This window comes from Haliscomenobacter sp. (genome assembly GCF_040403615.1).
GTDB lineage: Bacteria > Bacteroidota > Bacteroidia > Chitinophagales > Saprospiraceae > Haliscomenobacter.
Map to the genome: position 1 here is coordinate 1 of NZ_JBBAKG010000147.1, position 11,891 is coordinate 11,891.

The 11,891-nt window shown below is 44.7% G+C and carries 13 protein-coding genes; 10 read left to right on the forward strand and 3 right to left on the reverse strand.

The window, feature by feature from the left end; translation table 11 throughout:
- The coding region (locus ABW391_RS26600) for a transposase family protein (protein ID WP_353484945.1) at positions 1–190 on the reverse strand (190 nt) is incomplete at its 3' end.
- 46 nt (positions 191–236) lie between these two features.
- Here ABW391_RS26600 and ABW391_RS26605 point away from each other — a divergent pair.
- From ABW391_RS26605 to ABW391_RS26620, 4 genes are all read left to right on the forward strand, one after another.
- Positions 237–746 carry a zinc-dependent metalloprotease gene (locus ABW391_RS26605; protein WP_353484946.1) on the forward strand — a complete coding sequence of 170 codons (510 nt, stop codon included), beginning with the start codon at positions 237–239 and terminating at the stop codon, positions 744–746.
- A gap of 274 nt (positions 747–1,020) precedes the next feature.
- On the forward strand, positions 1,021–2,925 hold the full coding sequence (locus tag ABW391_RS26610; protein ID WP_353484947.1) for a sialate O-acetylesterase: 1,905 nt from the start codon (positions 1,021–1,023) through the stop codon (positions 2,923–2,925).
- 116 nt (positions 2,926–3,041) lie between these two features.
- On the forward strand, positions 3,042–3,806 hold the full coding sequence (locus ABW391_RS26615; protein ID WP_353484948.1) for a DUF3667 domain-containing protein: 765 nt from the start codon (positions 3,042–3,044) through the stop codon (positions 3,804–3,806).
- Positions 3,807–3,878: 72 nt separating this feature from the next.
- Positions 3,879–4,253 carry a DoxX family protein gene (locus ABW391_RS26620; RefSeq protein ID WP_353484949.1) on the forward strand — a complete coding sequence of 125 codons (375 nt, stop codon included), beginning with the start codon at positions 3,879–3,881 and terminating at the stop codon, positions 4,251–4,253.
- 39 nt (positions 4,254–4,292) lie between these two features.
- Here the strand turns inward: ABW391_RS26620 and ABW391_RS26625 are convergent, their stop codons facing one another.
- Both ABW391_RS26625 and ABW391_RS26630 read right to left on the reverse strand, forming a co-directional pair.
- Positions 4,293–5,078, reverse strand: coding sequence for a transglutaminase-like domain-containing protein (locus tag ABW391_RS26625; protein WP_353484950.1), 786 nt, complete (start codon positions 5,076–5,078; stop codon positions 4,293–4,295).
- A gap of 134 nt (positions 5,079–5,212) precedes the next feature.
- Complete coding sequence (locus ABW391_RS26630) at positions 5,213–7,663, reverse strand: outer membrane beta-barrel protein (protein ID WP_353484951.1); 2,451 nt, start codon at positions 7,661–7,663, stop codon at positions 5,213–5,215.
- A gap of 325 nt (positions 7,664–7,988) precedes the next feature.
- Between ABW391_RS26630 and ABW391_RS26635 the strand changes: the two genes are divergently transcribed.
- From ABW391_RS26635 to ABW391_RS26660, 6 genes are all read left to right on the forward strand, one after another.
- Positions 7,989–8,444 (forward strand): hypothetical protein, encoded by a 456-nt coding sequence (locus ABW391_RS26635; protein ID WP_353484952.1) that lies wholly within the window; start codon positions 7,989–7,991, stop codon positions 8,442–8,444.
- Positions 8,445–8,532: 88 nt separating this feature from the next.
- The gene (locus ABW391_RS26640) at positions 8,533–10,206 is read left to right on the forward strand and encodes an alpha-glucosidase (protein WP_353484953.1); all 1,674 of its coding nucleotides are present in this window, start codon (positions 8,533–8,535) and stop codon (positions 10,204–10,206) included.
- Positions 10,207–10,363: 157 nt separating this feature from the next.
- Positions 10,364–10,609 (forward strand): hypothetical protein, encoded by a 246-nt coding sequence (locus ABW391_RS26645; RefSeq protein ID WP_353484954.1) that lies wholly within the window; start codon positions 10,364–10,366, stop codon positions 10,607–10,609.
- Positions 10,606–11,022, forward strand: coding sequence for a PIN domain-containing protein (locus tag ABW391_RS26650; RefSeq protein WP_353484955.1), 417 nt, complete (start codon positions 10,606–10,608; stop codon positions 11,020–11,022). Before ABW391_RS26645 ends, ABW391_RS26650 begins: the two co-directional genes overlap by 4 nt.
- 92 nt (positions 11,023–11,114) lie before the next feature.
- Entirely contained in the window at positions 11,115–11,381 is a 267-nt protein-coding gene (locus tag ABW391_RS26655) for a hypothetical protein (protein ID WP_353484956.1), read from the forward strand.
- 95 nt (positions 11,382–11,476) lie between these two features.
- A complete protein-coding gene (locus ABW391_RS26660; protein WP_353484957.1) occupies positions 11,477–11,809 on the forward strand; it encodes an element excision factor XisI family protein in 333 nt (110 codons plus the stop codon).
- Positions 11,810–11,891 lie beyond the last annotated feature (82 nt).

Consider the following 11,891-nt stretch of genomic DNA (forward strand, 5'->3'; position numbering starts at 1 on the left):
ATTCCTGTTTTTCTTCTCCAAAATCTACGATCTCATCCCATTCACTGTAACCACTAACCACAGCACTAATGCTCAAAAACAAAATTTCCTTGAGCGGGTAAAGCTTCTTCCTTTCTATGCGCATATCTGTAATGCCCTCGAAACGCGCAAGTAGAGACTTGATTTGATCGGATGGATTTGATCTTGACATCGCTTTTTCCCAAAACTAATCTTTCTCCGCTAGCCGCACAATTTTAATGCGTTTGCCCTGGGGGGGGTACGCCAGTATTGATGAGGATTGTCAGGCCCCTATCGACCGTGGCCATTTAGTTTTGAATGCTCGGAAGACCAATTCTTTATTAGCCCATGAACTTGGCCATATTTTGGGTATGCAGCATGACAACACTACCAATTCATTGATGAATGCCAACGTTTCTTTAACCCCCAACACAATGGCTCCCTCTAATCGGGATTGTTATTATAAAAACCTGGAACCTGCGTTCTGTATTACTTCTTCTCGAGACCTGGAATCGAACAAGCCCATTATCTGTTCTCCAAATCCCGTGCAGGAACAACTCAATATTCAATTGCCCAAGTTCATTGAAGCTGCTTCACTGCGGATTTACAATGCATTGGGGATACAGTTTTTCTATCAACCTCGCATTGAAACGACGACTCAGGTTGATTTCTCTGGGTTGCCAGCGGGTATCTATTTTTTGCATATTCAAACACCAGGGCAGCGTTGGGTAAAACAGGTTGTGAAATAATACACTCTAATTTTATGAAAAAGGCGTGAGTATTTAGCTTACAAGCTTTGACAATTGAATAAAATGCAGGCCAGTTGATGCATTCAACTGGCCTGTTTGTTTTATGTTGCCTTCAAAACACTGTACATTTCAATAAAATTAGCCAAATGACCCATACCAAATCAAACCCGTTTAGCTTTATTGTTTAGCAGCACTTGTCTAAAGAAAATCACATCGAAGGATTCCTGACATCGGGAATAAAAATTAGATTTACATTTATTGATAAACTATAACGATGAAACAAACAACAAACATTTTACTCATGCTGTGCGTATTGAGCGCATGCCTGAGTACCCGAAGGAGCTTTGCTCAAGATCCGAATTTCCACATTTACCTGTGCATTGGCCAGTCCAACATGGAAGGGCCGGCACCGATTGGGCCGCAAGATACCAGCACCAATAAGAGGCTGAAATTGTTATCCGCCCTGGATTGTCCCGAATTGGGCCGTACCATGGGCAACTGGTATGACGCCAAACCGCCCCTTTGCCGCTGCAATACCCGCCTTTCGCCCGCTGATTATTTTGGCCGCACCATGATCCAATACCTTCCGGAAAATATCAGTATTGGTTTGGTGCATGTTGCCGTAGCAGGGAGTAAGATTGAAATATTTGATAAGGTACTGTACAAGACCTATCTGGACACCTCGGCTGCCTCCCGGCCCTGGATGATTAAAATGTCCGATTCCTATGGTGGAAATCCTTACCAACGACTGCTGGACATGGCCCGAATTGCCCAGCAAAAAGGGGTGATCAAGGGCATTTTGTTGCACCAGGGCGAATCGAACACCGGGGACAAAGCCTGGCCCGCAAAGGTCAAAAAAATCTACGACGACTTACTTACAGACCTACAACTCGCGCCCAATTCCATTCCCCTCCTGGCGGGTGAAGTGGTGAATGCCGACCAAGGTGGACTATGTGCAAGAATGAATGAGATCATCGCCACTTTGCCCCAAACCCTCTCCCGTGCCCTGGTGATTCCTTCTGCTGGCTTGGAGGCGGTTCCCGACAAATTGCATTTCACCGCTGAGGCCATTCGGAGATTTGGGAGAAGATACGCTTCCCTGATGTTGCTCTCTATGGGTATCAACATAGAAGTACAACCCTCATTTGTTTCCCCTGAAGTTTCTCCAGATGGAATAGTGAGTTTCAGGCTTTGGGCACCCAATGCCAAAGAGGTAAAGCTCAATGCGCAATTTGAAAAGGCTCCCGTGGCCATGCAAAAAGATGACCAGGGGGTATGGAGTGTGACCGTAGGACCCGTAAAACCAGACATGTATCCGTATGCCTTCAATGTTGACGGCATTCAGATAGCTGATCCAAAAAACTCCGCTATTTTTCCCAATGAGGGCTTTCAGAACAGCATTTTGGAAGTTACCGGGAATAGCCCCTTGGTGCATACCCTTAAAAATGTGCCACATGGTACGGTTTCCTACCGTTATTACAACTCACCAGCATTGGGTCTCCGACCTGTAGTGATTTACACGCCACCGGGCTATGAGGACAATCCGAAAAAGAAATACCCGGTACTGTATTTGTTGCATGGAACTACGGATACCGAAGAAACCTGGACTAAGGTAGGGCGGGCCAATATCATCCTCGACAATTTGATTGCGGAGGGTAAGGCTGAGCCCATGATCATTGTGATGCCTTATGGCCGGGCTTATCCAAAAATCAGCAAATCTGCAGGCAGTCTCCGGAACTGGGATAACCTTCAGGAATTCAAACCTGACTTTTTTGATAACCTGATGCCTTTTGTGGAGAAAAACTATCGAACCAAAAATGGCAAAGACAGCCGGGCCATTGCCGGTTTTTCCGGAGGAGGAGGTACTACTTTGTATTTTGGTTTAAACAATCTGGACAAATTCAGTTTTGTATGTGGATTTGCACCAGGCATGCTTGAAAACGAATTTGAACGCAACAATGCTGGCGCATTTGCCAACTTTGAACAGACCAACAAAATGCTCAAGTTATTTTGGATTGGGGTAGGCAAAGACGACGGACTGTATGCTGTGAACCAGAAATACATGGAGGTATTGAAGCAAAAAAACATCAAGCACGAAACTTTGATTTCAGAGGGCGGACATACCTGGATGAACTGTAAACTTTATCTGGCAACTGTTGCGCAGAAGTTATTCAAGTAAGGGAGTACGTCTAAATAATTTTATTTCACACAAAATTATTTAGACGTACTCAAAGATCTTCTCCCTGTTTTGCACAAAACACAAATAAAACTATCTTGAGCCAACAAAACTCAACGATGGAAAACCAAACAGATGTTCTTCTCTGTAAGTCTTGTGCAGCAACCCTTTATGGTGTGTATTGCGGGCAGTGCGGACAAAAAGTAATCCAGCGTCGCATCACCATGCGTGCAATTTTTGATGATATTTTCAGCCAGATCAGCAGTGTGGATCACGGGTTAATCTATACCTTTTTCATGTTGTTTAAAAAACCTGATCAGGTAGTGTTGGATTACCTGGCGGGTAAAACGATTAAATATAGCTCTCCATTTAAATACCTGATTTTTTGGACGGCTGTTTCTGCTTTGATCTATATTGGATTTGGCTTTTATGATCAACAAGCTGCGGTTACGGCCAACTTCATGGCGTCAAATGACAACCAAAAAGCTAATGAATTTGCCAGTTTGTACAACGATTTGATGAAACAAAATTTTCAGCTTGTTTCCATTTTGTACATCCCATTTTTTGCCATTTTCACCCGACTTTTTTTTAAGAAATCGGGGCTCAACTACGCCGAACACCTGGTGGCTAATGCCTATTTCAGTGCCCAGGCATCCATTGTATTTATGCCTATTCTTTTATTCAGCTTGAACTTGGAATTGATTTTTACCCTAAGTACGCTGATTATGGTAATGTATTACACTTACGCCATCCGCGTGTTGTTCAAACAAAACTGGTTTGTCTCTTTTTTCAAAGTAGTTTTGATCTATTTTGTGAGTATCCTTTTGTTCTCAATTGTGGCTTCAATTGCTATTGTTCCGTATGTTTTTTTGCAAAAACACTGAAGTTAATTTGTTTTCGTTCCTAACTTTTAAAAGCGATATAGTTATTGTGCAACATGCTTCAAATCGAACCGAATGAAAACCTTCAAGTTAGTATTAACCATTCTACTGGGTCTACTCCTAGTTTTAGGAGGTGTATCTCACTTTCTGAACCCATTACTGTATGCCGGTTTTTTTCCTGAATTTCTGCTGAATGATGCCCTCAATGTTGCCGCAGGAGTGGTAGAAATTGGCCTTGGCCTTGGTGCAATGATTCCCCGTTTCCGGCATTATGCAACGCTTGGCATCCTTTTATTGATGGTGTTGTTTTTACCCTTACACGTGATTGACGTGTTTAGGGGCGATCCCGCAGTGGGAAGCCATCAAGCTGCCTTGATCAGGTTGCCTGTGCAGTTTGTATTTATTTTTTGGGCCTGGTTTTGTCATAGGGGCGATAAAAAAAATAAGTGATCATTTTGCCCCACTACATAGAAACAGCGGCAAAAGCGCCTAGGCCTCAATTTGTTCCACGCCCACAAACATACTATCCAGTTGAATGTCTCCAAAATAAGTGGTGGTAGCTACGTCAGCAGCATCCCTGCCATATGCCAAAACGGCCCTTCCACCGGTAGTAAGCTCCTGAGTGGCATCAAAAGTATACCATTTGCCACCCAGATAGGCCTCAAACCAGGCGTGTAAATCCATTGGTTCTAAATTATACAAATACCCCACTGTAAAACGCGCAGGGATATTGATGCTGCGGCAAAGAGCAATGGCCAAATGGGACAAATCCCGACAAACCCCAATTTGACTATCCAGCACATCCATTGCTGAAGTGGACGGAGTACTGTAATTGTATGCGTATTGAATGTTGAGCCTAACCCATTGCCGAATGGCCTCCACCATTTCGTAACCCGTGGATAAATAATTAATGATTTCAGAAGCTTTAGGGAGCAATTTGTCCGACTCACAGTATCGACTTGGCAACAAATAGAGCAGGATATCGTCTGGCAGGTCCTGGATCAAAACAAAATTTGCACTAAAATCAACTTCAGTCGATGGGGGTGTTTCAAGCAATGCACTGGTTTTGATCGAAAATTGACCCATCGGGGACACCATACGTTGGCAGTAATTTCCATACAGATCCAAGTACTCCTTTACGGGTACTGCTGGTTCTACGATAAACTCCTCTGAAATAATCGTTTGATTCAATCCTGTTCGCAGTCTCAATAAAAAAATCAAGGGGACGTTCTGGAATGTTTGATAATCCAGTTGGCACGTAACTTTCAATTTCATGCAGTAGTTTTTGCTGAGTTTGTTTGCGCTTAGCTGAAGTAGAGACTGATGCAGTTAAGGGTAAATGTAAACAATTCTGGGCTTATCTTCTGCATAAAAAATACCTTTGAATAAGTAAGCTTAGCACTGAAAAATCACGAATTCTTCACCCGCTGCTGCTCACTTTCCGATCCAGACCCCGAGTGTTTGGGTCTGTTGTTGGTGGCTTTGCCAAAACGGTACGAAAAAGCCAAGGTTATCGAGCGCGTATCGAGGGTGCTGTTCCAATCTGCGTCGGTCAGCCGCAGGTTGTAGATAATGCCACTCGCGCGGCGGGTATACAGGATGTCACTGATGTTCAGTTTGAGGCTTGCCGCATCTTTGAACAGTTTTTTCTGCAAAGCACAATTCAGGGTTCCCCAACTCTTGATGAGCAACTGCGCATACACAATGTCACTCATGTATTCCCCCCGCAGATCGGCGCTCCAACCTTTGCCCAATTGAAAACTGTTGTTGGCCACCAGGTGAAAATAGGTTCCACTCGAATTGAGCTGCTCTGTATACAATTTACTCTCAAAAATCATGTATCCCAACTCGGCATTGCTGTTGATGTTGTACCAGGAGCTGACGGGAATGGCCGCATCCATGGCCAGGTTGAAACTTTGGTTGGTGGCAATGTTGCCCGGACGGCTGTAATAAATGCCATCTACAATTTCCAGGGTTTCGTTGATGCCGTTGATGGTTTTTGCGTAGCTCAGGGTCGTGTTGAGCACTCCCTTATACGAATGCGAGATGGAGTAATTATTGGCGTAGGTGGGCAACAAATTCGGGTTTCCAGCATAAAAAGTAAACTTATCCAATGGGCTTACAAAAGGATTCAAATCCTGAAAGTAGGGTCGGTCAATCCGCCGCCCGAAAGAGAATGCAAACACGTGGTGCCCCAGAGAATCGGCGTTCCAAGTTGCGTAAAAGGTGGGGAAAAGATTGGTGTAACTGCGCTTGAAACTGCTGGCGGGTCGCTCCGGGTTGCCCAACTGGTCACCGCTCAGACTGGTGGTTTCGGCGCGAAGCCCGGCCTGGATGCCCCAGCGACCGATGCTGCGGGAGTAATTGGCGTAGGCGGCGTGGATCCATTCGTCGTACAAAAAACGATTGCTCAGGTCGTAGTTGAGGGTAGTGACGCCGTCAACGGTGTTGGTGTAGGCCGCTTCGTTGTCCGTTTTGGTGAAGGCCGATTTGAATCCTGCCTCAAATTTGGCATCCTTGCCCAGAGGTTTGACATAATCCGCCTTTGTGGCGTAAATGCTGATGTCGGAGGGCAACTGGCCATTGATGCGATCCTGATAGAGCAAGGCCCTGCTGGGATTAAGGATGAAATTGTTGAACACCTGGTCGCGATCAGAGGCGTAAACCACATAGTCGGCATCGATGGTGAGGCTACTGCCCAGGGAGTCCAATTGCCGCTTGAAGTAGGCATTAAAAGTCCCGTTGTTGAATTTGCCATCGTCCAGGTTCAAGGCGTCTACGAATTGCAGCAACTTGCGGTCGGCACCTGCTACCTGGGCATTGTTGTCGGTATTCGAGCCCGAGGGGCTGAACAAACCCTTGGCAGACAGCCCGATGGTCGTGCGATCCGAGAGGTAATAATCTAGGCCGAGTTTGGCATTGGCCGATTGCCCGGTTTTGACGATGAAGGAATTTTGGGCAAAAGAAGAACTGGGCGTCTCGTCGGGGTTTTTGTAGTAGCGATTGATGTTCAGATCCTGGAAGGAGTTGCGAAAACCACCATTGAGATTGGCCGAAAGACTGAGCTTTTTTTGGTTAAAATTGAGGTTTAAACTGTTGTTGCTGCGTGTATAGCGCCCGCGTTGCATGCTGAGGTTGGTATTGCCATTGAAACCCGGAGCCCGGTTTTTTTTCAGGACAATGTTGATCACCCCCGCATTGCCCGCTGCTTCGTATTTGGCGGGCGGATTGGTCATGATTTCAATTTGTTTGACGGTGCCTGCGGGCAAGGACTTGAGGTAGTTTTCCAGCTCAGCGCCCGACAGGTAAGTTGGTTTGTCGTCGATGAACACGGCCACCCCGGCGCGGCCTTTGAGGGTGATCACTCCATTCTGGTCTACTGCTATGCCGGGTGCGCGTTCCAACGCTTCCAGCGCGTTGCTGCCCGCATTGGCCAGCAAAGCATCTACGTTGACAATGGTGCGGTCGATTTTGCGCTCGACATAAGGTGTTTTGGCCGCAATGGTGACCTCCTGTAGTTGTTTGATGCTTTCCTGCAGTTGAATGCCGGGAAGCTGAAGGGTAGTAGCCTCGCCCCCGACTACCAGTTTTTCGCCACGGTATTCGGCATAACCCAGTAGATAAGCTTTGAGGAAATAAGTGCCTGCGGAAACGCCGGAAAATACGAAACTACCATCCTCATCGGAGTAGACCGATTTGACAATGCTGGAATCAGCTGAACTCAAGAGGGAAATGGCAACCAGATCGAGCGGCGCATTTTGGGTATTGGCGACCTTGCCCTGTAGTTGATAGGTGCTTTGGCCCAAAAGAGCGCTGGCAGTACTAAACAGTGCGCACAGGAGTAAGAGTTTGATTTGCATGGTGTCGGGTGAATTATTCCAAAAATATAAAGACTTTGTAATGATTTAACACCCCGCCTTCGGCGAGGGAAAAAACAAATTTTAAGCCACAAATTGCACAAATTTCCCCAAATTAAGGCACAAACTTGCGTTTGTGCTCCCTTCACGAACGGAGTTCGTGGCTTAATTTGTGGAAATTTGGTGCAATTTGTGGCTATTTTTTAAAAAAGCACTCCACCGAAGGTGGGTGCTAAATTTATACAAGATTTTTAAGAGATTTGGTTGATAAATATTTTTGCAGTAACTCACCGGAATGATGCAATTGATGAATTTAAACTGCTGAGCCATGTGTTGGAGTGTTTACATCGCTACACCTCAAGCCTTATCTGGGGTAACCTTTTCGACGGCCTGGCCAAAATATGGCTCACCTCCTCCGGCGCTTCATTTTGAAGAAATGCTGGATGAAGATGATGAAGGCAACCTGTACCGGCCTTTTTTTAAAGGAAAACATCTGTACAATGTTGGTTCGGATTCAGGCTGTGGCTGTAACTTGCAACGCAGTTACATCATCACGACTACGCCAGAAGAAACCATTTTTGATTACTACGCGGATGAATCGCCGCTGGCATTTATCGATTTTATTAAAAACCACAGTCGTGAAACGCCTCTCGAAATGTACGTAGTTTGGGAAGATGACCGCAGGTTGCAACCGCTCGAAAACGTAGCAATTGATGCAAAGTCATTGACCATTGACAGTTATTTTGAGCTGGTTTCGCGCAGGTTTTATACGTTTTGTTGGTGATGGACTTTGGCTTGATTTGGAAGAACCTTGCTAGTATTGTTCGAATTCTGTTTTGTAAGGACATGCTCTAAAATCATAGTATAATTTAATGGAAAAGAATAGCGCAACATTAAACACAATCCAACGTGAATGGTGGAAAGAAGCGATTATTTATCAGATTTACCCGCGTAGCTTCAAAGACGGAAATGGCGACGGTATTGGCGATTTAAATGGCATCATTACAAAATTACCCTACCTCAAAGCATTGGGAGTGGATGTATTGTGGTTGTCGCCCTGCTTCAAATCACCAAATGCAGACAACGGCTATGACGTTTCTGATTATGAAGACATTATGGATGAGTTCGGCACGATGGCCGATTTTGATCATTTACTCCATGAGGTACATGAATTGGGCATGAAACTCATTCTGGATCTGGTAGTCAACCACAGTTCTGATGAGCATCGTTGGTTTAAAGAAGCCCGAAAATCGAAGGATAACCCTTACCGCGAGTTTTACATTTGGCGCGATGAGCCAAACGATTGGATTTCATTCTTCAGCGGTTCGGCCTGGACCCTTGATCCCCTGACCAATCAATATTATTTGCATCTTTTTGTAGCGAAACAGCCCGATTTGAATTGGGAAAACCCTGCTTTGCGGCAGGAAATCTACAAAATGATGCGTTTTTGGCTCGATAAAGGGGTGGATGGTTTCAGAATGGATGTTATTCCGTTTTTGTCGAAAGATACCACCTTTGCCGACTTTCCCGAAGGGCGTAAAAACGATTTGACATATTATGCAAATGGCCCGAAAATCCATGAGTACTTGCAGGAAATGAATGCCGAAGTATTGAGTCGCTACGATTGTTTGACAGTGGGCGAAGGTTTTGGTGTAAATGCCGGACAGGCTAATTTGTATGTGGGCAAGAACCGGCACGAATTACAAATGATTTACCATTTTGACCACGCGGTACCTCGGGGAGAAGAGCATTTCATCACCCCTGCGCCTGAATTTAATGTGGTCCAACTGAAGGCTATTTTTTCAAAATGGGACACTGCCCTTGGCGACGATGGCTGGCAAAACATTTATTGGGGCAATCACGACAACCCGCGCGTTTTGTCCCGCTTTGGCGATGTAGGTGCTTATCGCATCGAGTCTGCTAAAATGTTGGCGACTTTGCTATTCACATTGAGAGGCACTCCCTCGATTTATCAGGGAGATGAATTGGGGATGACGAACTGCACTTTTGAAAACATGGAGGAATACGACGACATTCAAGTTAAAAATGCCTATCAATCATTGGTTTTTGGGCAAAAAAAAGAGGCATCAACATTTATAAAAGCATGCAATCAAATTGCTCGCGACCATGCCAGAACGCCCATGCAGTGGACTGACGCCGAAAATGCTGGTTTTACAGCAGGGAAAAAAAGCTGGCTGAAGCTGAATCCAAATTATAAGTACATCAATGCAGCGCAGGCTCAAAACGACCCCAACTCCGTCTATCACTACTGCCGTGCTTTGATCCAGTTTAGAAAAGAGAACCCGGTTTTGGTGTATGGAAATTATGAAGACCTCTTGCCTGATGATCCCTATTTGTGGGCTTTCCGCCATTCTTTGGAAGGTTTTAGCCTGATGATTGTGGCTAATTTTTGTGGGGAAATTCAGCCTTTCCCTTTGCTAAATCCAGGAGAGAGAACATCCTTGCTTATAGGGAATTACAAGGAGGAAGGTATAAAAGATGCACTGCGGCCTTATGAGGTGCGGATTTTGAGGTGTTGGGAATGATAAGCGCTTTGTTTTAGCAGATTGCTTTTGGGACGAAATTCAACAGATCAGCTAGATCCAATATTACTGCCTTTTCAGGTGCACAAGCGCCCGAACGTAAATTAAAATTGCGCTGTTTTGGTAAATGAACTAAATTTGTTGACAACAATTTCGGAAAATGACACGAATTACCTTAGATGTAGACAATGCGCATCTTTCCACGCTGTTGCTTTTTTTAAAGACCTTGAATTACATTGAGGTGAAAAAAGTAGAGCAAGATGCTGTATCAGAACAGGATGAACGAGAAAAATTGAATAAGCTCAATGCTTTGGCTGGAGCATGGTCAGATGATCGAACAGCGGAACAAATTATTGCAGAAATTGAAGAAGCAAGAGTGTTTAACCGGAGTATTGAGGTGCTATGAATAAATATCTTCTCGATACCAACATTGTCATCTTTTTGTTTAGACAGAAATACCGGATTCAGGAAAAGATGGCCTTTGTTGGGCTTCAAAATTGCTTTGTTTCAGAGATAACTTTAGCCGAACTAAAGATTGGGGCTGAAAGCAGCGCAGACCCCGCAAAAAACCATGCACTGATCAATTTATTGACTGAAACGGTGACTGTTTTGCCCATCTCTAAAGTACTTGATGTATTCGCATTCGAGAAAGTTCGCCTAAGCAAAGCAGGGACTCCAATGCATGATCATTTTGATGTTTTAATTGCCGCAACAGCATTGGTTTATAACCTTGTGCTGGTCACCAACAATACAAAGCACTTTGTAGTTTATGAAGGGCTAGGAGTAGAAGACTGGACGCTATCTGGCCTCGCTATATGATTTGGGTTGGGTTTATGTTTGTTTACTGCATGATCATGAGCCAGATGTAGGTCACGAAGACTTGGTTTTTTTCTTTTAACCCTAAAAATACCATGATAACCATTCTAAATTTCGCCTACTATCGGAAAGAAGATTGGGATCGTTTTTTAGCATCGATCGACGACCGGGACAAGATGCCTGAAACCTGGGAAGAATGGCATGAAAAATTTTTACAGGCAAAAATAACCTGCGTTATGCATGGGGCTCGCGTTGCTGATGTAGTGGTAGATATTGATGAGTTGATCCATTATTGCAGGGTGAGGGGACTTAAAAATGATGGGGAGGCTCGGGCTGAATTTGTGCAGGGAGACCATAGATGAATAATATTGCCAAGTCGCTAGAAAACGGTTATCTTTGGTTGAAGCATCGCAATATGGCAAGGGATTTATACCATGAAGAAGTTAAACATTGTGATATGGAAAAAATAGCCAAACATCAGGCCATCGTGCTGGATTTACTGAAGCCATTCGAAAACGACAATAAAGACGGACAAACGTATATCCTGACCGATACCATTCACCACCACTATCAAGTTATGCGTGCAGGTTGGGATAGTCGCAACCATTATTTCCTCAGAGTGAGGGTACACCTTCACATCAAATCAGATGGGAAAATCTGGATCATGGAAAACCGTACCGAAGAGGATATTGCCGAAATGTTGGTTGAGCTAGGGGTGCCTAAAGATGAGATTGTATTGGCTGTACTACCTGAACATGTGCGTCAGTTTTCAGGGTACGCGGTAGCGTGAGTATTTGATGAAGAGAAGATCAAAATCTGATCCTGAACGACTATGGTACGCCAGTTGGCTTTGGTCTCATAGATAATAGTTC

Excerpts from the sequence above, each read along its gene's own strand:
- ABW391_RS26620 (WP_353484949.1), top strand. The coding sequence starts at position 3,879 with ATGAAAACCTTCAAGTTAGTATTAACCATTCTACTGGGTCTACTCCTA.
- ABW391_RS26610 (WP_353484947.1), top strand. The coding sequence starts at position 1,021 with ATGAAACAAACAACAAACATTTTACTCATGCTGTGCGTATTGAGCGCA.
- ABW391_RS26645 (WP_353484954.1), top strand. The coding sequence starts at position 10,364 with ATGACACGAATTACCTTAGATGTAGACAATGCGCATCTTTCCACGCTG.
- ABW391_RS26650 (WP_353484955.1), top strand. The coding sequence starts at position 10,606 with ATGAATAAATATCTTCTCGATACCAACATTGTCATCTTTTTGTTTAGA.
- ABW391_RS26605 (WP_353484946.1), top strand. The coding sequence starts at position 237 with ATGCGTTTGCCCTGGGGGGGGTACGCCAGTATTGATGAGGATTGTCAG.
- ABW391_RS26635 (WP_353484952.1), top strand. The coding sequence starts at position 7,989 with ATGTGTTGGAGTGTTTACATCGCTACACCTCAAGCCTTATCTGGGGTA.
- ABW391_RS26615 (WP_353484948.1), top strand. The coding sequence starts at position 3,042 with ATGGAAAACCAAACAGATGTTCTTCTCTGTAAGTCTTGTGCAGCAACC.
- ABW391_RS26640 (WP_353484953.1), top strand. The coding sequence starts at position 8,533 with ATGGAAAAGAATAGCGCAACATTAAACACAATCCAACGTGAATGGTGG.
- ABW391_RS26660 (WP_353484957.1), top strand. The coding sequence starts at position 11,477 with ATGGAAAAAATAGCCAAACATCAGGCCATCGTGCTGGATTTACTGAAG.
- ABW391_RS26655 (WP_353484956.1), top strand. The coding sequence starts at position 11,115 with ATGATAACCATTCTAAATTTCGCCTACTATCGGAAAGAAGATTGGGAT.
- ABW391_RS26630 (WP_353484951.1), bottom strand. The coding sequence starts at position 7,663 with ATGCAAATCAAACTCTTACTCCTGTGCGCACTGTTTAGTACTGCCAGC.
- ABW391_RS26625 (WP_353484950.1), bottom strand. The coding sequence starts at position 5,078 with ATGAAATTGAAAGTTACGTGCCAACTGGATTATCAAACATTCCAGAAC.